This is a genomic window from Frankia sp. AgB32 (genome assembly GCF_023243045.1).
In the GTDB taxonomy this organism is placed as follows: Bacteria; Actinomycetota; Actinomycetes; order Frankiales; family Frankiaceae; genus Frankia.
Genome location: NZ_JALKFX010000001.1, coordinates 165,696 through 185,195 on the forward strand (window position 1 = coordinate 165,696; position 19,500 = coordinate 185,195).

The 19,500-nt window shown below is 72.0% G+C and carries 17 protein-coding genes and 1 tRNA gene; 8 read left to right on the forward strand and 10 right to left on the reverse strand.

The genetic code is table 11. The annotated features are described in order from the left end of the window. Nucleotides 1-258 precede the first annotated feature (258 nt). A complete protein-coding gene (locus MXD60_RS00715; RefSeq protein WP_248816706.1) occupies nt 259-2,256 on the forward strand; it encodes a DNA cytosine methyltransferase in 1,998 nt (665 codons plus the stop codon). Here MXD60_RS00715 and MXD60_RS00720 read toward each other — a convergent pair. From MXD60_RS00720 to MXD60_RS00735, 4 genes are all read right to left on the reverse strand, one after another. After that, nucleotides 2,253-2,678 carry a very short patch repair endonuclease gene (locus MXD60_RS00720; RefSeq protein ID WP_248816707.1) on the reverse strand — a complete coding sequence of 142 codons (426 nt, stop codon included), beginning with the start codon at nt 2,676-2,678 and terminating at the stop codon, nt 2,253-2,255. The two genes, MXD60_RS00715 and MXD60_RS00720, sit on opposite strands and share 4 nt — an antisense overlap. Nucleotides 2,679-3,079: 401 nt before the next feature. After that, nucleotides 3,080-3,832: a hypothetical protein gene (locus tag MXD60_RS00725; protein ID WP_248816708.1), complete on the reverse strand. Its 753-nt coding sequence runs from the start codon at nt 3,830-3,832 to the stop codon at nt 3,080-3,082. Between the two features lie 552 nt (nt 3,833-4,384). Beyond that, a tRNA-Ala gene (locus MXD60_RS00730) sits at nt 4,385-4,458 on the reverse strand. A gap of 98 nt (nt 4,459-4,556) precedes the next feature. After that, nucleotides 4,557-5,114 (reverse strand): hypothetical protein, encoded by a 558-nt coding sequence (locus MXD60_RS00735; protein WP_248816710.1) that lies wholly within the window; start codon nt 5,112-5,114, stop codon nt 4,557-4,559. Nucleotides 5,115-5,785: 671 nt separating this feature from the next. On the opposite strand from MXD60_RS00735, the gene MXD60_RS00740 reads away from it, so the two are divergent. Both MXD60_RS00740 and MXD60_RS00745 read left to right on the forward strand, forming a co-directional pair. Beyond that, nucleotides 5,786-7,096, forward strand: coding sequence for a phosphoribosyltransferase family protein (locus tag MXD60_RS00740; RefSeq protein WP_248816711.1), 1,311 nt, complete (start codon nt 5,786-5,788; stop codon nt 7,094-7,096). 151 nt (nt 7,097-7,247) lie between these two features. Continuing rightward, on the forward strand, nt 7,248-7,991 hold the full coding sequence (locus MXD60_RS00745; RefSeq protein ID WP_248816712.1) for a CBS domain-containing protein: 744 nt from the start codon (nt 7,248-7,250) through the stop codon (nt 7,989-7,991). A 58-nt stretch (nt 7,992-8,049) separates the two neighbouring features. On the opposite strand, the gene MXD60_RS00750 is transcribed toward MXD60_RS00745, so the two are convergent. From MXD60_RS00750 to MXD60_RS00760, 3 genes are all read right to left on the reverse strand, one after another. Further along, a complete protein-coding gene (locus MXD60_RS00750; protein WP_248816713.1) occupies nt 8,050-8,787 on the reverse strand; it encodes an ABC transporter ATP-binding protein in 738 nt (245 codons plus the stop codon). After that, a complete protein-coding gene (locus MXD60_RS00755) occupies nt 8,784-9,725 on the reverse strand; it encodes an ABC transporter permease (protein ID WP_248816714.1) in 942 nt (313 codons plus the stop codon). Before MXD60_RS00755 ends, MXD60_RS00750 begins: the two co-directional genes overlap by 4 nt. Before the next feature lie 114 nt (nt 9,726-9,839). Continuing rightward, nucleotides 9,840-10,247, reverse strand: coding sequence for a TOBE domain-containing protein (locus MXD60_RS00760; protein ID WP_248816715.1), 408 nt, complete (start codon nt 10,245-10,247; stop codon nt 9,840-9,842). Nucleotides 10,248-10,488: 241 nt separating this feature from the next. Here MXD60_RS00760 and MXD60_RS00765 point away from each other — a divergent pair, with 241 nt between their 5' ends. From MXD60_RS00765 to MXD60_RS00780, 4 genes are all read left to right on the forward strand, one after another. Continuing rightward, entirely contained in the window at nt 10,489-10,992 is a 504-nt protein-coding gene (locus tag MXD60_RS00765; protein ID WP_248816716.1) for an NUDIX domain-containing protein, read from the forward strand. 132 nt (nt 10,993-11,124) lie between these two features. Further along, nucleotides 11,125-12,105: a zinc-binding dehydrogenase gene (locus MXD60_RS00770; RefSeq protein ID WP_248816717.1), complete on the forward strand. Its 981-nt coding sequence runs from the start codon at nt 11,125-11,127 to the stop codon at nt 12,103-12,105. Nucleotides 12,106-12,203: 98 nt separating this feature from the next. After that, complete coding sequence (locus MXD60_RS00775) at nt 12,204-12,383, forward strand: hypothetical protein (RefSeq protein ID WP_248816719.1); 180 nt, start codon at nt 12,204-12,206, stop codon at nt 12,381-12,383. Between the two features lie 107 nt (nt 12,384-12,490). Next, nucleotides 12,491-13,024: a hypothetical protein gene (locus tag MXD60_RS00780; protein WP_248816720.1), complete on the forward strand. Its 534-nt coding sequence runs from the start codon at nt 12,491-12,493 to the stop codon at nt 13,022-13,024. Between the two features lie 220 nt (nt 13,025-13,244). Here MXD60_RS00780 and MXD60_RS00785 read toward each other — a convergent pair whose 3' ends face one another. Together MXD60_RS00785 and MXD60_RS00790 are read right to left on the reverse strand one after the other, a co-directional pair. Continuing rightward, nucleotides 13,245-15,599, reverse strand: coding sequence for a hypothetical protein (locus MXD60_RS00785; protein ID WP_248816722.1), 2,355 nt, complete (start codon nt 15,597-15,599; stop codon nt 13,245-13,247). A gap of 88 nt (nt 15,600-15,687) precedes the next feature. Then, a complete protein-coding gene (locus tag MXD60_RS00790; protein ID WP_248816723.1) occupies nt 15,688-16,506 on the reverse strand; it encodes a TetR/AcrR family transcriptional regulator in 819 nt (272 codons plus the stop codon). Nucleotides 16,507-16,633: 127 nt separating this feature from the next. Here MXD60_RS00790 and MXD60_RS00795 point away from each other — a divergent pair, with 127 nt between their 5' ends. After that, the gene (locus MXD60_RS00795; protein WP_248816724.1) at nt 16,634-18,223 is read left to right on the forward strand and encodes an MFS transporter; all 1,590 of its coding nucleotides are present in this window, start codon (nt 16,634-16,636) and stop codon (nt 18,221-18,223) included. A gap of 254 nt (nt 18,224-18,477) precedes the next feature. Here MXD60_RS00795 and MXD60_RS00800 read toward each other — a convergent pair whose 3' ends face one another. Then, nucleotides 18,478-19,374, reverse strand: a complete 897-nt coding sequence (locus MXD60_RS00800; protein ID WP_248816725.1) for an acyl-CoA thioesterase — start codon at nt 19,372-19,374, stop codon at nt 18,478-18,480. Between the last annotated feature and the right edge of the window lie 126 nt (nt 19,375-19,500).

Consider the following 19,500-nt stretch of genomic DNA (forward strand, 5'->3'; position numbering starts at 1 on the left):
TTCCGATTCGTTCATCATCCGCAGTGCGGGCACAGGCACCTGCACACCGGGGCTCCCCTGGATCAGGCGACCAGTGTAAGGAAGCCGGGCAGATGCGTGCGTACCGTATGCTCTCGGGCCGGTAACCCGGTACGCAGAGTGATGGGCCGTAGTTCTGCCGTCCACCCCACCGTGATCGAACCGTCAACCTGGCTGCGAGCCACCCCGGCCAAAATCGTCGGACCCCACCGTTATCGTTACTGTCGTCCATCGGCCCCGGTGACGGACGGACGGCGACCCGACATCGAGATCCTGGGCCCCTTGATCCAGGACGATGTCCGTGTTCTCCTGGTGCTCGTTGACGCAGACGTTCGGGAAGGGTATCGGCGAGTGTCCACTTACGGGGTCAAGCTGCAACGCAGCGACGATCTGCGACTGGTCCGCCATCCGGATGGCTGTACAGGGGACACTTTCGAGCAGTGGTGCGCGCAGAGGCTGGCGGAGGGAAAGCGGCTCGCCGTCGACCTCTTCTCCGGCGCCGGGGGGCTGAGCCTCGGGCTGGAGGAGGCTGGCTGGACGGTCGCGGTCTCCGTCGACAACGACGAGAAGGCCGTGCAGACGCACAGCCACAACTTCCCCGGTCTGGCCCTGGACCTCGACCTCAGCGAACCCTCACAGCGTCAGGGGCTCGTCGATCTCCTCAACACGACCAACATCGATCTCCTCGCCGGCGGACCACCCTGCCAGCCGTTCAGTCGCGCCGGTCGCAGCAAGATCCGAAGCTTGGTGGTCGCCGGGCACCGCGAGGAACATGACCGTCGGCGTGAGCTGTGGCAGGCGTTCCTCGATGTCGCGCTGGCCGTGCGGCCTCGGGCTGTCCTGATGGAGAACGTTCCGGATATGGCCCTCGGTGACGACTTCGCCGTGGTGCGGACCATGGTCGACGCACTGGAACGCGGCGGTTACTACACCGAGTTCAGACTGGTCGATGCGTGGCGTTACGGCGTTCCCCAACATCGGAAGCGTCTCATAGTCCTTGCTCGGCGTGATGTCGAGGACTTCGCCTGGCCGGCCGAGCAGAGCAGGCAGCCAACACTGCGCGACGCGATCGGTGACCTCCCCGAACTCGGCGACACCACCGGCGCTCGCGAGCTGCCCCACAGCAGGCTCCGACGTCTGTCTGCCTTCGCCAGGACGATGCGAGCCGGCGCCCGGAACGGCATCGTGTGGGACCACATGACCCGGCCGGTGCGGGACGACGACCGCGCGATTTTCGGAATGATGGACGCCTCCACTCTGTACGCCAACCTTCCCGCAGCCCTGAGGCGCTACTCGGCCGAGACTTTCGACGACAAGTACAAGAAGCTCGACTGGAACTCGGTGAGCCGCTCCATCACCGCCCACATCGCCAAGGACGGCTACTGGTACATCCATCCCCAGGAGCTCAGGACTCTCACGGTCCGCGAGGCCGCCCGAGTTCAGACCTTCCCCGATCGCTTCCGATTCGCGGGTACCCGCAGCGACGCGTTCCGCCAGATTGGTAACGCCGTTCCCCCGCTCCTGGGACGCGCCGCAGCGACTGCGCTCCACCCGGCACCGACGTACGAACGTTCCGAGGAGCGGCTGGGGGAAGCATCACGCTGGGTACAGGCGAGGCAGGCGCTTACCATCTGGGCAGCGCAGCAGCAGCGCGGCCCCAACTGGTATGCGCTGCCCGGTCCGGACCTCACGCCGGCCGTGGCCGCAGTCGCGGCACTCCTGTTGAACCGTTCCAGCTCTCCCAAGGGAACCGACCAGGCGCTTTCCGTGATCCGCGGCCGTGCGCGGCTGGCGAGGGCGGAGCTGGACCAGATGCAGCAGGAACTCCCGACGCAGGCCGGACGTCAGGTGCTGGAACGGTTCCGCCCACTGCTGCCGAAGCGCAAGCTCTGGGCGGACCCCGAGGCACTGATCGAGCACCTGACAATGAAAGCAGCGGAGGAGCGAACCTTCCGACTCCTGATCGGCGAGGACGTACTCCTTGCCTCCCAGACGACTCTCAGGGTTGCGGCCCGAGTGGCTGGCAGTGACTCGGACAGGACGAACAGGTTGAGCGACGGCCGTGTCGATCTGGCCAGGCTGGTCGGAGCCGGCGCGGAGGCGCCGCTGCGTACAGCGGCACTCCGGCTGCTCGGCAGTACGGTGTGCAGGGCACCCAGCACCGTGTGCGGCGACTGCCCGCTCCAGCAGCAGTGCGTCGGCAGCTCCGGTGAGCGTGCCGTGCAGACCCTGTTCTAGCCACCGCTGCTTCGTGTCGCCGCCAGTACCCGACCGGCAGCAGCAGCAGCATCCCTGCGGATCTCGCATTCCCACACCCGGACCACTCGCCAGCCTGCCATCTCGGCGGCTTGGTTGTTCCGTCGGTCGCGTTCGCGGTTAGTCGACAGTTTCTCGTCCCACCGCTGGGCGTTCGGGCCACGGAACTGTGTGGGTGAATGTGTGGGACACCCGTGCCAGAAGCATCCGTCGACGAAAACGACCAAGCGGTACCGAGGTAGGACGAAGTCAGGCGTACATCGTGGAGCCACGGTCCGATGGATCCGGAACCGTAGTCCCAGGGCGTGTACGGCGCGGCGCAGTACGAGTTCGGGCTTCGTGTCGCGCGTACGTCGGCCGCGCAAGTGTTGGCCCTTGACGGTCTGTATCCATCCTTCGGGCACAAAGTCCCCCAATCGCCAACATCGGCTACGCAAGATCCCGTCGTGAACTCAGCTCGGTCACTCCTATTTTCTCGACAACCCGTGCCCCCAGGTCGCCACAGGGAACTCCCTGCGCCGCGACTGGCCGACCCCGACCGCGCGGGACTCGACCCGCAGGGGCTGGCTTGAACGACCCTGCCCGACCCCTGCCTGAGACGGTTGATGGACGCCTCAGCCCCGAATGGGTGGAGCTGATGATGGTCCTGTCCCTGGCCGGACCGAAGTCGAGTAGGGCCCTGAGAGCCTGGCAAGCGACGTGCCGCACCAGGTCGAACGGCTGCGCGGCCTGGGCAACGCCGTCGTACCCCAGGGTGTGGAACACCTCGGCCGCATCCTGCGCACTTGGCGGCGCAGTGCACCGATCAGCTATCAGCCCGATCGGAGAAGTCGATCTTCAGCTGAGATTGGACGTCGAGTTGCGAATCACCACCAAGAGCCGGTTGTACATCATCACGGTGCGGTACTCGCGCAAGGAGGTTGATCACGAGTCCGGCCAGCCGGCTCGTCTCGAACACGGACGGCGCCAGGATGACAAGAAGTTCCGGCCGCGCGGGGTCGATAGTGAATCCACAGCCACTCTCCTCGACCAGTGGCTGCAACTGCTGGACAACCCGCCTGCTGGCCGCGAAGTAGACCACCGGATGATCAGACCAGGCGTGGCGGTCGCCGTGCCCCCGGCAGCTGGCCGCGGGGAAGGCACCGAACTCCGCCAGCGCATAGGTCAGGCCGGCAACGCCGATCTCCAGGCCATCGAGTGTAGGTTCGTCGTAGGGCCCCCTCAGCAGGACGTCGGCGAGGTCGCTTCCGGCAGGCAGGTCGATGCTATCTCGACCCTCGACCGCAGTGGCCAGCTCTGCGAAGTGGTCCGGGCTATCCGCCAAGAGACAGAGGCCATCAATGATCTTTCGCTCTTCCTCCACGATTCCCGAAGCAACACCCGGGCCCAGATCGGCTATCACCCAGTTGTCCCGGAAGTAGCCGAAGCCTTCGTCGTCGGTCAGATCATCGTCGCTCGGCAGCCAGTAAGCCGCCGCCTTTGGGATTGTCGGGTCAACATCGATGTCCGCACAGGGAAAGACTCGTCGGAAGCTCTCGCGCTCCACCATCCTCGTCATGGCCCTCCAATATTGGAATATCGGATCGCGGCTTTTGCCTCCTAAAGAAGCAATAGCGCCAGCATCTTAGCACTCGTCCGCATGACTGAGGTCATGCCTCGCCGGACACCGGAAACCTGTGGACATCTGGCCCGTCCCATCCGGGCCCAGGCGTCGCCGGAGACGGATCCCATTGCCTCTACTTACAGACTTCTCCTCGTCGCGAGCGTTCAGGCCCCGGAGGCCGGGGACGGGTGCGTGGTCCCGGCGGCGGCTCGGTCGGGTGAGGACTTCTACGCTGTCGACGGACTGGTCGATCGCGCCCCGGGGAGATGGACAAGCGGGCCGTCAGATCGGTGCCCGAGCAGGGCGAAGAAGGCTCGCAGCCGCGAATCGTTGATCGCATGGGTCAGGCGCAGCGCCGAGTACATGCTCGCCTGACACCACCCCACCAACCACCACCAAGCCGGTTACACGCCGGCGGGACGGGGGGCTCGGGGGGTTGTCCCCCCGAAAAACATTGCGGCCCGCCGCGAAGCTGACCAAAGTCAGCGAGCACGACGGGCCGGCTTGTGGAGGTGAGGGGACTCGAACCCCTGGCCTCCTCCGTGCGAGGGAGGCGCTCTACCAGGCTGAGCTACACCCCCTGGAAGTAAGTGAAGCTTACAGGACGCCGGGGAGTAGGTGGGGACTGCCCCCCGTCGTCCCGCGCAGTGGGCTCCCGGAGCTTCCTGGGCCCGGTTGTTCAGGTCGGGACGACCAGGGGGTGCTGGTCCACCGACCTGGCGACGGGGACGGTGATCTCGGGAGATCTGCCCAGATGCAGGGCGGGACGTTCGCCCTGTGCCTGGGCGGTGGGGCGGACGGGCGTTGTCGCGTCGCCGATGGCGAGGTCGGCGGCCAGGCGGTCGAACAGAGCGGCCGCGTCGGCCGGGCGCAGCAGGCCCGCCTCGTGGCTGGTCCAGCCGTAGGCCTTCGCGCCGTCGATGACGATCACCTGGTCGGGTTGGGCGCCGGGGAAGGCCAGCCGTGCGCCGGTGGGCGGCGGTGAGGATTCGAGCGGGCGGTGGGCCCACAGCTGCAGCTCCTCCTCGGGGCACCATGCCTCGTCCCGGACGCAGACCTGCCAGGCCGTGCGGCCGGGACGGTAGGCGGCGAGGCGGACGGCGGTGCCGCGGCAGCGGAAGTGCAGGCCGACACCGTCCCGGCGGACGCTGCGGACATCGACCGGAACCGCGGAACTGGCCGGGCAGACGAGGTGTCCGTCCGCCCGCAACCTGGTCATCCACGCCTTGAAGGACATGGCTTCGTTGCCTTCCTTCCTCGTCGAGCGAACCTTGCCGGACACGGGACTGTCAGCGGGAGGTCTGGGATGAGACGGGGCGCGGCCGTCGGCCGCCTGCCGCACCGGCCGGGCCCGTGGTTCACAGCGGATTCGGCGATGCCGGCGTAGACGCGAGGCGCGACGAGAGCGGATGTCGAGGGCAGGGACTTGCCCGCCGATGGATCCGTCATCCAGCGGTCAGACCAGCGGGAGCGATCGCCGCGTGGACGAGGCGGTCGGCCCGCTGTGACCGACTCGTGTGCGCGGAAGGCCGCGTTCCGGCCCGGGCGCGGAGTTGGCCGCGCGCCGCGCCGGGGACTTCAGCTGCCGAGGGGGACCCTCGCGCCAAGGCGGCTCCGCTGTCAGCGGGCCGCGCGGCTCGTCGTGGTGGCGAGGAGCCTCAGTGGACGCGAGGGCTGGGACAACACGGACAGGCTCCGGGACGACAGACCACTTGCCACGCCCAGCGAGGGGCGGTGCCGTGCTGCAGACGGAGCGTCACCTCTCCAATTATGCACGGTAGTTGCCGAGGATGCCCGTGCCGAGGTGCGTGCCACAGCGGACAGCCCGTTCGGAGGATGGGGTGGGCGGTCCGGGGGGAATCAGTCTGTGGAGGGATCCGGCGGCGCGGCGGGAAGGCGGTGCGGACAATGGCGATCTTCGTGGATCGGGCCGACGCCGGTCGACTGCTCAGCGCCCGCCTCGCCCACCTGTGCGGCGAGGACGTCGTCGTCGCGGCCCTGCCGCGGGGCGGCGTGCCGGTCGGGTTCGAGATCGCCCGGGCGCTGGCCGCACCGATGGACGTGATCTCCGTTCGCAAGATCGGCGTTCCGCGCCAGCCCGAACTGGCCATGGGCGCGATTGCCGAGGGCGGCATTCGCGTGGTCGACGACGAGACGGTGTGCATGGCCCAGGTGGGCCAGGAGGAGTTCGCTCGGATCGAGGCGCTGGAGGCGGTCGAGCTCGATCGGCGCGCCCGCCGCTTCCGGGCCGGCCGGCCGCGGATACCGCTGTCCGGACGCACCGTTGTCGTCGTCGACGACGGCATCGCCACCGGCTCGACGGCCCTGGCCGCGTGCCGTGCCGCGCAGGCGCAGGGCGTGGCCCGGCTGGTGCTGGCCGCCCCGATCGCCGCGCGGGACCGGCTGATCCGGTTTCGGGCCGACGCCGACGAGGTGGTCTGCGTCGAGGCGTCGCAGGCATTCTTCGGCGTCGGCGAGTTCTACGGTGATTTCACCCAGACCTCGGATGAGGAGGTCGTCGAGCTGCTTGACCGGTCCGCCCGCAATGTGGGGCGAACCGTGGAGGTCGAGATCCCCACCCCGGCGGTCGGGCTGTCGGGCATGCCTGGACTACTTGGCCTGCCCGCGCGGCCCCGCGCGGTGGTGGTCTTCGCGCATGGCAGCGGCAGCGGTCGGCACAGTCCGCGCAACCGGTTCGTCGCCGACGTACTCCGCGCGGCCGGCTTCGCGACGCTCCTGGTCGACCTCCTCGACCAGGACGAGGCGGCGGACGACGTGGCCGCGTTCGACCTCAGGCTGGTGGCCGGGCGTCTGCTGACCGCGGTCGCCTGGCTGCGCGCGCGGCCTGAGACGGCCTCGTTGCCCCTCGGCTGTTTCGGCGCCAGCACCGGCGCCGCCGCGGCGCTGTCGGCGGCGGCCCAGGCCGGCGCGGGCATTGCTGCGGTCGTGTCCCGGGGTGGGCGCCCCGACCTGGCCTGGGAGGTGCTGCCGGAGGTCAGCGCGCCCACCCTGCTCATCGTCGGCGACCGGGACGACCAGGTGGTGGAGCTCAACCGGTGGGCCCGGCAGCGACTGACCGGCTGCATCAGTCGGCTGGAGATCGTGCCCGGGGCGACGCATCTGTTCGTCGAGCCGGGCGCGCTGACCCAGGTGGCGACGGACGCCCGCGACTGGTTCCTCGAACGGCTCGCGCCACGACCGGCGGCCCGATCGGCCTGACCAGGCGGCGCACCGCCCGTTCGGGCCACCCGGAACACCTCTCGCGACGATGTGCGTTCTCTCTGTAATCGGGGAATGACGGTGGAGGCACACGTGAGCCCGTTCGCGCGGTGTAGGTAGATGGGAACGGGCCGATCGGAGGAGGAGAGAGATGGCCTACGTCGGCTCGATGATCAGCCGGCCGCCGACGACGGTCGAGCGGTCCACCACGATCGCGAACGCCGCCCGGGAGATGGCCCGAACGGGGGTGGGTGCCCTGCTGGTGGTCGACAACGAACATCTCGTCGGAATTGTCACCGATCGTGACATTGTGGTACGGGGAATGGCCCGCGGGATCGGTGCCGACGGCCGTATCGACGCGTTGATGACCACGGAGGTCGTGACGGTCCCCGCGGGCATGGGCATCGAGCGGGCGTACGAGATCTTCCGCGATCACGCGTTGCGACGGCTGCCGGTGCTCGACGGACGCCGCATCGTCGGCGTCGTCACCGTCGATGACCTGCTCATCCGCTGCCAGCACGAGCTGGCGGAGCTGACTCGTCCGCTGCGGGACGAGACCTTCGCTCCGCAGCACGAGGCCGCCGCACCGGTCGTTGTCGGCGCACCCGCCGCCGGCGCGGTCGCCGGTACCGTCGCCGCACTGTCACATTCCGCGGTGTTCCCCCACCGCATCGGCGTGCTCCGGGCTCATCCCGGGGACACGTTGATCGTCCACAGCCATATCCCCCGCACGCCGGACCGGCTGGGCGAGATCTTCGATGTGCGGTCGGATGTCGGTGACCCGCCGTTCGCCGTGCGGTGGGCCGACAACGGCCATGTCACCTTCGTCTTCCCCGGCCCGGACGCCGAGGTCCGCCACGTCCCCGCCGGCGCCGCCAGCCGGCAACCCGCCTGACCGGCCCCGCGGCCTCGAGGGGCCGGGCCGGTTCGGCGGCTCAGGCTGTTTCGGCGGCTCAGGCTGTTTCGGCGAGGTCCGCCAGGTGGCCGGCCTCTATCGCGATGGTGCGGTCGGCGAGCACCTCGGCGTCCGTCGGGTCGTGCGTGACGATCAGAACGGGCGCGGACAGGGTCGGCAGCAGGCCGAGCAGGAACGTGCGGACCTCCTGCCGGGTGACGGTGTCGAGCGCGGACAGCGGCTCGTCGAGAAGCAGCAGACCCGGCTGGGTGGCCAGCGCGCGGGCCAGCGCGACCCGCTGCCCCTGGCCACCGGACAGGGCGGCGGGCCGGCGGTCCGCCAGTTCGCCGATCCCGAACTGGTCCAGCCAGTCCTGGGCCTGGTGGCGGGCCTGGCGGCGGCGCTGGCCGAGGCGGGCCCGCAGGCCGAAGGCGACGTTGTCGCGGGCGCGCAGGTGCGGGAACAGCAGGTAGTCCTGGAAGACCACGCCCACCGGCCGGCGCTCGCTCGGCACGAACCGGCGGGCGGCCGGATCATCGAGCACCTGGTCGGCGAGGGTGATGTGGCCGGCGTCGATCGGCAGCAGGCCGGCCAGGGCGCGCAGCAGCGTGCTCTTGCCCGCGCCGCTGCGGCCGAGGACGGCGACCGTCTCGCCCGGGGTCACCCGCACCTCGACGTCCAGCACGAACTGGCCGCGCCGCACCGTCACCCGGGCGTCGAGGCCACCGAGGGGGGCGGCCGTGGCCTGGGCCGGCATGCGGCGACCAGCCGGTTCGGCGGACCGTTCGTCGTTCACAGGACCTCCCCGCCGGCGGCGGCCGCCGGCTCGACGGCGCCTCGACTGCGCAGCACGCGCCGGGCGCCCGGCACCCAGCTGGCACGCAGCGCGACCAGTACCGCGACACACACCGCCAGCAGGATGAGCGACAGCGCGATCGCGGCATCCGGGTCGTTCTCCAGGGCCAGGTAGACGGCCAGTGGCATCGTCTGGGTCGTGCCGGGGAAGTTGCCGGCGAAGGTGATCGTCGCGCCGAACTCACCCAGCGCCCGCGCCCAGCACAACGCGGCGCCGGCGGCCACCGCTGGGGCGACGAGCGGGACGGTGACCCGGTGGAACGTCGTCCACGGGTCGGCGCCGAGGGTGGCGGAGGCATCCTCGTAGCGGCGGTCGGCGCTGTTGAGGGCGCCTTCGACCGAAACGACCAGGAAGGGCATCGCCACGAAGGTCTGCGCGACCACCACTCCGGTGGTGGTGAACGGCAGGGTGAAGCCGAACCACTGGGACAGCCACTCCCCGAGCAGGCCGCGCCGGCCGAGCGCGAGCAGCAGCGCCACGCCGCCGACCACGGGCGGCAGCACCATCGGCAGCGTGATCAGGGCTCGCAGCAGGGCCCGCCCCGGGAAGCGGGTGCGGGCGAGCAGCCAGGCCAGCGGGATGCCGAACACCAGCGACAGGCCGGTCGCGATGGTCGCGGTCCGCAGCGACAGCAGGAGTGCCTGCCGGACGTAGGTCTGGGTGATCAGACCACCGAGCCCGGACCAGGGCGCCCGCACCAGCAGGCCGACGAGCGGCAGCAGCAGGAAGAGGATGGCGAGCGACGCCGGCACCCACAACGCCCAGGGGACCCGCCGACGGGTCTCCCGGCGGACCGACCGGCTGCCCGCGAGGACGCGGGGAGGCGGTCCGGAGCCGTCCGCGGACGCCGCCGCTGCCGAGACGTCTGGGCTCGTCATCGCCGGCGTGGACCCCTCTCCCCAGGGACGGACGTGACCGATGGATGTGGCGCGACCGGCGACCCGACGGACCGCGGAGGCCCCGTGAGGCGGACCACGCCGGGCCGGGTCGCCTCAGCGGCGTTCGGGCATCTCGATGACGACGTTGGTCGACTTCACCGCGCCGACGGCCAGGACACCGGGCTCGAGGCCGAGTTCGTCGGCCGCCTCCCGGCTCATCAGGGAGACCAGCCGGTGCGGACCGGCCTGGATCTCCACCTGGGCCATGACCGTGTCCCGGGTGACCCGGGTGATGATGCCGGGGAACCGGTTGCGGGCGGACTCCGCCACGACGGGGATTACCGTGCTCGGTTGCTCGCCTGCCATATCCTTGGCGAACTCGGCCAGGTTGGTTCCCTCGACTGCCCGGCGGCCGGCGTCGTCCAGGATGGTCGGCAGGCGGCCGCTGTCCGCCCACCGGCGGACGGTGTCATCGCTGACACCAAGCAGCGCCGCTGCCTCACTGATCCGGAATCTCGGCATTCCTGGATAGTATCCCCGCAAGTTCGGTTACTTGGCGATGGTTGACCCGAATTTGCGGTGATTTCTACTGCGTTTTTGCCGCTCGTGCGGAGTTCGCTTCGGGCCGTGGCGATAGGCGCCATCGTGGCCTCGCCGCCCCGCCGCGGGCCGGATGGCCGGTTAGCGCACGGCCGCCGGCGGGAAGCGGCACGATGCGGAGACTGCCCACCCGACCCCGACCCCGTCCCCGGAGGGTCCGCCCGTGACACTGCCCACCAAGCCGTCCATCGCCTCGACCGCTCGCGGCCGGATTCCCGATCCGGAGCGGCAGGCCGCTGACCCGGTGCGGATCAACGTCCGCGCGCTGCTCGTCGAGGGGGATCGGATCCTGCTCGCCAACGTACGTGGTCAGACTACCTTCCGCCTGCCCGGCGGCTCGGTGGGCCCCGGAGAGACGGTGCAGGTGGCGCTGCGCCGCCTGCTCGACATGCAGGCCGGCATCGAGATCGACTCCGTTACCTTCGTCGGCTGCATCGAGGCGACCGGCGTCGACCGTGGCGTGCCGATCACCGAGGTCGACGTCATCTTCGCCGTCGACCGGTCCTGGGCCGGCGAGTTCGGCAGTCGACTCGACGATCTTGACATCGTCTCGGCCCCGCTGGCCGGCCTGGCCGATCTCCAGCTGCGCCCCGCCAGTCTGCGCCAGCTCCTTCCCGAGTGGCTGCTGCACGCCCGGCCGGCCTGGTTCAGCGCCGCCCGGAGCTGAACCAGGCGCGGACGGACCGACCGGCCGCCGTTGACCTCTACTCGGCTTCAGGTTCTAGTGTGCGGGCCAGACGCCCGGCAGCCGTGTCCTCGGCTGCCGGGGAAGGCCCGCGACCGAACCGGAGACCCACGCATGTACGCGGTCAGGCTGCGCGAGTTCGGCCCGGCGGAGAACCTCCGGTACGAGGAGGTGGATGATCCCCGCCCCGCGCCCGGCGAGGTGCGGATCCGGGTCGAGGCGGCCGGCGTCCACGTCCTCGACACCCGGCTGCGGGAAGGTCTCAGCGGCGGCCCGTTCCCCGCACCGTCGCTGCCGACCATCCCCGGCCGGGAGGTCGCCGGGGCCGTCGACGCGCTCGGCGCCGGCGTCGACCCGGTCTGGCGCGGCCAGCAGGTCGTCGCGCACCTCGGGCCGGACGGGCACGGCTACGCCGAGCTCGCCGTCCGGGCGGTCGACAACGTCCACCCCGTCGCCGACGGACTCACCGCCGCTGCCGCCGTCGCGATGATCGGTACGGGGCGCACGGCGATGGGCATCCTCGAGGTGGCCGAGCTGTCCGCGCGGGACGTCGTGCTGGTCACCGCCGCGGCCGGCGGCATCGGCGGCCTGCTCGTCCAGGCCGCCCGCAACGCCGGGGCGACCGTCGTCGGGGTGGCCGGGGGAGCCGCGAAGCTCGCGGCGGTCCGCCGGCTCGGCGCTCACGTCGCCGTCGACTACACGCTTCCCGACTGGCCGGACACGGTCCGCGACGCGCTCGGCGGCCGGGCCGTGACGGTGACGCTCGACGGCGTCGGCGGCCAGAGCGGTCGCGCCGCCCTGGAGCTGACCGGCCAGGGCGGCCGCGTCCTCATGTTCGGCTGGTCGGCGGGCGAGCCGACCGCCCGTACTCCCGCGGACGTGACGGACCGCGGCCTGCGCGTGGAATCCGAGCTGCCGGGACGCATCATGCGCCGGCCGGGTGGCATCGCCCCACTGGAGCAGGCCGCGCTCGCCGCCGCCACCACCGGGACGCTGGTGCCGACCGTCCAGACCTTCCCCCTCGCGCAGGCCGCCGCCGCCCACACCGCCCTGCAACGGCGAGAGACCATCGGCAAGGTGGTCCTCGTGCCCTGAGCTGGTGCTGTGCCCCGAGGCGGTGCTGTGGCCCGAGGCGGAGCTGTTGCCGCCGCGGGCGCTCCTGGCCCGGCCGTGGGGTGTGGATGATGGCGGCCGTGGTGCGGAGCGGGATCGTGCTCCCCGCTGCCGAGGATCCGGCCGCGGTCGCGCGGGAGCTCGCCGCCGAACTCGGTGAACTCGCCCGGTGGTTGGCGCTCGACCGGATCGAGGTGGTCCCGACAGGCACCCTCGCGTCCCCGCGTGCCCACGCCGTCGCCGTGGCCACCGCCGGGTAGCCGGCCGGCGGCTACCCTCGCGGAGTGCCACCTACGGTTTCGATTCATCCTGGCGTGGCCAGGCACACACACCGGCTCATGAGGCCGCGCTCCAGGCGGGTGGGTACGTGCGCACCGTCGGCGTGACAGGGCATCGCGGCCTCACCGGGGACCAGAGCAGCCTTGTCGCCGCGGAGCTTCGCCGGGTGCTGCGGCCCCTCGCCGCCGGCGGCTTCGCCGGCATCAGCTGTCTGGCCGACGGTGCGGACACCGTCTTCGCCGACGTGGTCCTGCAGCTCGGGGGACGGTTGATCTCGGTGATCCCCGCCGCTGGCTACCGGGAGTTTCAGCCCGCCGCCCACCTGGGTGATTTCGATCGGCTGCTGAGCAGTTCCGCGGAGGTGCGCCGGCAGGATCGTCCGATGCCCGATCTGGCGAGTCTGATGGATGCCAGCCGGGCGCTCGTCGACGCCTCCGACCAGATCCTCGCGGTCTGGGACGGCCTGCCCGCCCGCGGCTTCGGCGGTACGGCGGACGTCGTCGACTACGCTCGCCGACGCAGCCGCCCGGTGCAGATCATCTGGCCGCGGGGAGCCGTGCGCCGGCCCGCCGACCCCGCGACGGACGCCGACCCCACCACCTTCCGGGCCGACCGGGATTAGGTCGTGTCCGGCCGATCATGGTGAGGGCATCCGGACACCGGTCCCTGCAAAGCGACCAGTCGGCAGCGCAATCGGCCCCTCCATGGAACCCGACCGGCTCACCGGGCCACAACCCACAAAATGACGACTCACCCACCAGCAAGATCGCCCGGACGCTGCCTGGCCGGCCAGCCCCCGCCACGACGGTCGGGGGCGGCGGGGATTGCCGACCGCGAGGCACTCAGCGGGGTGTCAGCGCCACCACGCCGATCGGAACCGCGGCAAGACCGTTGCCGGCAGCGGAGGTGCTCGCCGCCGTGCTGGCTGGTGTCTGCTGCGCCGACGGCCGGTGGGCGCTGGTGGCCGCCGGTGCCCCCGCGGCGGCCGCCCGCACGGCCGGAATCCGACCCATCGGCCGGTTGGCCGCGGGGCGGACCGCCGGCTGTGGTGCGACCTGCTGTGGTGCGACCTGCTGTGGCGCGGCCGGTTTGGCGGCTGCCGGCTGGGGTGCTGCGGGCTGGGGTGCTGCCGCGGGCTGGGGTGCTGGCTGTGGTGGAGCTGGCTGGGGCGCGGGGGCGATGGACGGCCGGTTGGTCGGGGTGAGCGGGGTGATCAGGAGACCTGCCGGGAGCTGCGCGGCCAAACCGCCGCCCACGGCTGGTCGGTCTGTCGACAGGGGCGGCGCGGTGCCGTCGTCCCCGGTGCCGGCCGCGAGGGTCAGCATGTTCACCGCGGAGTCCTGGGCGCTCAGATGCCGCTGCTGCTCCTGCGCGGCCGGCGCGAGTGCCTCGTCGTCGCCGGTGGTGCCGGCGCCGGCCGACGCCGACGGGACGGGTGCGCCGATGACGGGGACGTGATCGGCGGCGCGACTGTCGGTGGCGTCGTCTCCGGACCGCGTCTCGTGCAGGGGCGCCTGGGCGCCGGTGGTCACGTCGTCGCTTGCGCCCGCTCCGAGCCCCGCGGCCGTCGCCGCCGCCGCGACCGCGGCGGCCGCCGCCACGGCGATGGCCGCCGCCGGGCGAACCCAGGGGCGCCGCCGGCGCTCGGCGTCGCTGCCCGCCTCGACGTTGCCGCCCGCGGGGCGCGGTGGAAGGAGACGGATGGCCGGTTCGGCCGACCCACGCCTCGGCGTCCCGTGATCGGCGTCGGCTGCGCCAGCCAGGGCGCCGTCGGCCGCCGCCACCGGTTCGGTCCGGCCGCGTCGGGTCGGGCGACCCGGCCTGACCGCCGCGTCCTGCGCCGACGGCGGCAGGGGCGACGGCGGAAGGCTGGCCAGCGGTGGAAGCAGAATGCTGAGCGCGTCCAGCTCCGTACCCATCGCCTCGACGTGTTGGTCGCTGCCTGCGCTGCCGCGACGAGTCTTCCTGCCGGGCCCGGCCGACCGGGAGGCGCCGTGCCGCGTCGCGCCGGCGGTGCCACCGGCCCGAGCGGCGCTGTGCCGACCTCCGCCGGCGGGGCGGGCGTCCCCGGCTCGGGCGGCGTCCGGGCGCCTCGTCGGCGGCGCGGCTTCGGCCGGCGCCGGACCGACGGTCCCGGTTGCCCGCGGACGGGGATCCCGCGACGCGCTCGGGCGCGGGTTCGGCCCGTCGATCGTGTCCGGTACGGAAGCGGCGGGCCTGGTGGTTGGTGCGCCGCTGCTGTCCCGCGCCTGGCCGCGGCGTTCGGAGCCGGGGATGACGGTCGCCCGCTCCGGAGCCAGGCTGGGAAGGTCGCGCTGGTCCCGCTCGCGCCTGGCCCGCGACGGGCGGGCACGCCCGGCGGTGAGCAGGGCCAGCAGCTCCGAGGTGTCGGGCAGGGAGGCGCCGTCGGCCTGCCGCACGCAGGCGAGCGCCCGGCGCACCCCGGGGCTGGTCGGGAGGTCGGGACCGGAGCGGTCCGCGCGCCGCCAGGCGCCGCGGGCGGCCGGTTCCACCGCGCCGCCCGCCCGGCCGGTGGCGGCCAGGTCGACGATGCCGGCCCAGGCGACGATGTCCGCCGCGGGACCCTCCCACCCGCTGGCGGCGGGCCCGTAGCCGTAGCCGGGCACGTAACCGCCCCCGGTGAGGGCGCTGGCACCGCTGCGGGCGGCGGTCGTCACCAGCAGCGGCCGCAGCGCGGCGGCGATTCCGAGGTCGACCAGGCGGGGGCCGACCACGGACAGCACGAGGTCGGTGGCCGTCAGGTCACCCAGCGCGCCGATGGTGTGATGGGCCGCCTCGATCGTCATCAGCAGGGTTCGGGCCAGCCGGTCGATCTCGTCGACGGACAGCGGGCCCCGTTCGGCCAGTTCCCGCGCCAGCGTCGGGCCGCCGACGAACTCGCTGACCACGTAGGGACGGTCCGCCTCCGGCGCGGCGTCGAGCACGCCACAGGTGTGCGGCCCGGCCAGGGCGCGGGCGCGGTCGACCGCGGCGGCGAAGCGGGCCCGCATGTCGGCGCGCGGCGAGTCGCCCGGATGCAGCGAGCGGACCGCGACCTGCGCGCCGCCGGGAGCCCGGCCGAGGTGCACGACGCCGGTGATACCCGCGTCGATGCGGCCGAGGAGCTGGTAGGGCCCGAGCGCGTCCGGCTCGCCGGGAGCGAGGGGCGCGACGTGGCGCGGAAGTCGAACAGTCATGAAGGGCTGCCCCGGGTGCGACTCGAGGATCGCCGGTGGCGACTGACCTCTCCGACGGTAGCTACTCAGGTCGCGTCCGTGAAGGCCGCTAAGCCCCCTTCTTCGGGACGGTCCCGGTCGTGGTCGCCACAGCGCGGCCTTCCCCGCCGCCCTTACCGGCGCCGAGCTGCACGGCTTCGGGGTGCGCCGCCCCGATGCCGTCGAGCAGCCAACCCAGCGCCTGCTCGAAGCGCGTCGGGCGCCGCAGGCATCCGCTCGTCCACAGGTTGCGCAGCCGCGGGAGGTCCTCCGCGCGGACGAGCTCCCCGAAGTCCGGCATCGGCTGGAGCACCTCGGCCCAGGGGTCGCCGGAGTCGGCCGGATTCCCGGTGGGCGGGGGGAAGGCGCGGACGCCGAGCTCCCGCAGGGTGCAGCCGACCACGAGATCGCTCACGGAGTGCAGGATGCGCAGCTGCTCGTCCAGATCGTCGGTGATCATCGAGACGACGGTGAGGTACTGCTCGATGTGGCGCATCTTGTTGGGGCCGCGCGCGGGGCGGGCGACGACGTGCAGCGCCCACGGGTGGCGCTGGTAGGACTCCCGGGTCCGCTGGGCGATCGCGGTGAGCGCGGTGCGCCAGTCCGCCGGCACCTCGGCGAGCAGGTGCTCGCCCATGAACTCGTCCCACATCAGGTCGAGCAGCTCGTCCTTGTCGCGGACGTGGTAATAGAGCGTCATCGTGCCGACGCCGACGGTGGTGGCCAGTCGTCGCATGGACACTGCCGCGAGGCCGTCGACGTCCGCGATGTCGATGGCGGCCCGGGCCAGCAGCTCGGGATGCAGCCTCGGCCTGCTGGCCGCCGCGGTAGCCAGCGCCGCATGACCGCTCCGACCTGGCTCAACAGCTGGATCTGCTGGCGCAGCCATCTTCTGGTCACCTCCGAGAGCGTGCGGCCGACGCACGCCGTTTTGCCGCTCGTACATCGTACGGCGTATGGTGGTCCTCGTCGTCGTACGGCGTACGACGACGAGTGGAGGTGGGAGGACCTTGGCGATGAGTTCAGAGGCGATGAGTTCAGAGGCGACGGCGAGTTCGGAATCGAAAGCGAGTTCGAAAAGTGGGGCGGCCGACCGGTCGCGGGCGAGCTGGGCGGTCCTGGCGGTGTGCTGCCTGGCCCAGTTCATGGTGGTGCTCGACATCTCCATCGTGAACATCGCCCTGCCGTCGATGCAGGACGACCTCCACATGTCGGCCGGTGGGCTGCAGTGGGTGGTGAACGCGTACACGCTGGCCTTCGCCGGTCTGCTGCTGTTCGGCGGGCGCGCGGCGGACCTGTTCGGCCGGCGGCGGGTGTTCGTCTTCGGCCTGGCGCTCTTCACGCTGGCCAGCCTCGGCGGCGGCCTGGCCCAGAACGAGACGCAGCTCATCATCGCGCGGGCGGTGCAGGGCCTCGGCGGTGCCGTGCTGGCGCCGGCCACCCTGAGCCTGCTGATGACCTCCTTCGCCGAGGGGCGGGAGCGGACCCGGGCGGTCGGCGCCTGGGGCGCGACGGCGGCCAGCGGTGGTGCGTTCGGCACGGTCCTCGGTGGCGTCCTGACGGACGTCGCCAACTGGCGCTGGGTGCTGTTCGTGAACGTGCCGATCGGTGCGCTGTTGATTGTCGCCGCGCGGGCGGTGCTGGTGGAGTCGCGCGGCCAGGTCAACCGGCTTCGTGACCTCGACGTGCCGGGCACCCTGACGGTCACGGGTGGGCTGGTGCTGCTGGTCTACGCGATCGTGCGCACCGAGAGTGACTCCTGGACATCGGCGACCACGATCGGCATGCTGGCCGGCGGAGTCGCCCTGCTCGTCGCGTTCCTCGTGATCGAGGCGACGAGCGACAACCCGCTGGTGCCGCTCGGTATCTTCCGCTACCCGGGCATCGCGGTGGCGAACTCCATCGCGGCCGTGCTGGGTGCCGGCATGTTCGCCGTGCTGTTCTTCCTGACGCTGTACCTGCAGCGGGTCCAGGGCTTCAGCCCGCTGCGGGCCGGGGTCGCGATCCTCCCCATGCCGGTGTCGATCATCATTGCCTCGCAGACCGTGACGCGGGTCATCGGGCGGCTGGGGCCGCGTCCGATCATCCTGACCGGTGTGGTGCTGGGCGCGGCGGGCCAGTTCTGGATGACGGGCATCTCCGCGGGCGGTTCCTACTGGGCGGAGGTGTTCGGGCCCATCTCCCTGATGTCGCTCGGCATCGGCACGGTAATGGTCGCGATGGTCTCGGCCGCCACCGCGGGCGTGCCCCTGCACATGGCCGGCCTCGCCTCCGGGCTGATGAACACCGGCCGGCAGATCGGCGCGGCTGTCGGTCTCGCCGTTGTCACCACCCTCGCCGCGAACCGGACCGCGCATGAGACCAGCCACGGCGCGACCGTGCCCGACGCGCTGACCTCCGGGTACTCCTTCGGCCTGCTGCTGGCGGCCTGCGTGTTCGTGGTCGGCGTGCCGCTCGCGCTGCTGCTGCCGCGTCGCCGCGGACCCGTCGCGCCGGTGCCGGCAGCGGCCGGCCCGTCGGACGGCGAGCCGCTCGTGGTCGCCGACGCCGACGTTCCGGTGAACGCAGGCGTCGTCGCGCAGGCCGCCGGGGGCGCCGAAGTCTGATCCCCCGCGGGGCAGTTCCCAGGGCACGCGGTCGGGGTCGGCGCGAACCAGGCGCCGGCCCCGACCCCGACCCGTCCCGCCGCGACTTCGGCCGCTGGCCCTGCTCTCCGGCGCCGCGTCGGGCCGGCGTCTTGGTTACGTGGCGTAGTGGGGTGTCGGGGAGAGCGGCTTCGTGGGTCCCTCTGGCCGACATTTCGGGCGTGAGTCCACCCGGAGGGACCTGCCCGCGCCGATGGTCTCGAGCGGGATGCCGGTCAGGCGCGCGATGCCTTCCGCGCGGCGCGGAGCAGGCCGATGGTCTCGGCCTGGGCCCGGAGTTCGCCGTCGGCGGTGAAGATCTCTACGCGGCTCGTGGTTCGCCCGTGGCTCGCGTGCAGGGCGTGGACGCGGAACAGGTGCCAGTCCCGCACGTCGAGGTCATCGAGGAAGGTCACGGTCAGGGAGAGCGCCGCGCTCGCGAACGCGGTCGTGGCCGCCCCGTCCTGGTCCATGAGGCCTTCGGCGATCGCGATGTCGGGCACCGGGTACAGCTCGCAGGAATGCGCGAGGAGCGCGCGCCAGATCGACGGGTCGTCACCGGCGCCGGTGATACGCGCCCACCGATCCTGCTGGGCCCCCTCCGCACGCGGAAGCTGACGGATCTCCCAGGGCATCATCCACGTGTTGTCCCGCGGCTCGCCCGCCTCCGGGCCGGGAGGCATCCGGATCGACGTCCGCCGGTCGACGAGATGCGCCTCGGGGGCGCGCAGCATCAGGTTCGCGCGGGACAGCAGCTGCGAGTCCTGGCGGAACGACAACGCCAGTGTGTCGATCGAGCTGCCGTGGGCGAGGCGCTCCACATCGATCCACACCGGCCGGCGGGAGTCCCCGGGGCGGGTGAAGATCGTGCTGACCGAGTGCACCGACTTCCCCGGCGTCAACCGTTCGGCGAGGACGACCTGCTGTCCGACCTGCTGCGAACCGAGGACGCCGCCGTGCGCGCTGAGCAGCGTCCGGCCCCGCACCGGCGGGACATCGCCGCGCAGATCCAGCGCCGTGAGCAGTTCGTCGAGCGTGAAGGTGCCCGGGGTGGCGTTGACGGGGCGTTCCCCGTCGGGTTCCGCCGTGAACTCGTCCGACGCCGCTCTCATGGCCGGCCGTGTCTGGGTCACCAGTGCGCACCTTTCGTCGGCGCACCTTCGTTGGCGCGCCCGTGGGCCGACGCGTGGGCGACGGCCGTGGTGGACGGAGCGTCGCTGAGCAATATCGACCCGGCTCGGCGCGCAGCGCCGGTCCCA

Coding starts and splice junctions, on each gene's coding strand:
- MXD60_RS00785 (WP_248816722.1), bottom strand. CDS start 15,599: ATGACTGTTCGACTTCCGCGCCACGTCGCGCCCCTCGCTCCCGGCGAG.
- MXD60_RS00755 (WP_248816714.1), bottom strand. CDS start 9,725: ATGACGAGCCCAGACGTCTCGGCAGCGGCGGCGTCCGCGGACGGCTCC.
- MXD60_RS00760 (WP_248816715.1), bottom strand. CDS start 10,247: ATGCCGAGATTCCGGATCAGTGAGGCAGCGGCGCTGCTTGGTGTCAGC.
- MXD60_RS00770 (WP_248816717.1), top strand. CDS start 11,125: ATGTACGCGGTCAGGCTGCGCGAGTTCGGCCCGGCGGAGAACCTCCGG.
- MXD60_RS00795 (WP_248816724.1), top strand. CDS start 16,634: ATGAGTTCAGAGGCGATGAGTTCAGAGGCGACGGCGAGTTCGGAATCG.
- MXD60_RS00790 (WP_248816723.1), bottom strand. CDS start 16,506: ATGGCTGCGCCAGCAGATCCAGCTGTTGAGCCAGGTCGGAGCGGTCAT.
- MXD60_RS00740 (WP_248816711.1), top strand. CDS start 5,786: ATGGCGATCTTCGTGGATCGGGCCGACGCCGGTCGACTGCTCAGCGCC.
- MXD60_RS00735 (WP_248816710.1), bottom strand. CDS start 5,114: ATGTCCTTCAAGGCGTGGATGACCAGGTTGCGGGCGGACGGACACCTC.
- MXD60_RS00745 (WP_248816712.1), top strand. CDS start 7,248: ATGGCCTACGTCGGCTCGATGATCAGCCGGCCGCCGACGACGGTCGAG.
- MXD60_RS00725 (WP_248816708.1), bottom strand. CDS start 3,832: ATGACGAGGATGGTGGAGCGCGAGAGCTTCCGACGAGTCTTTCCCTGT.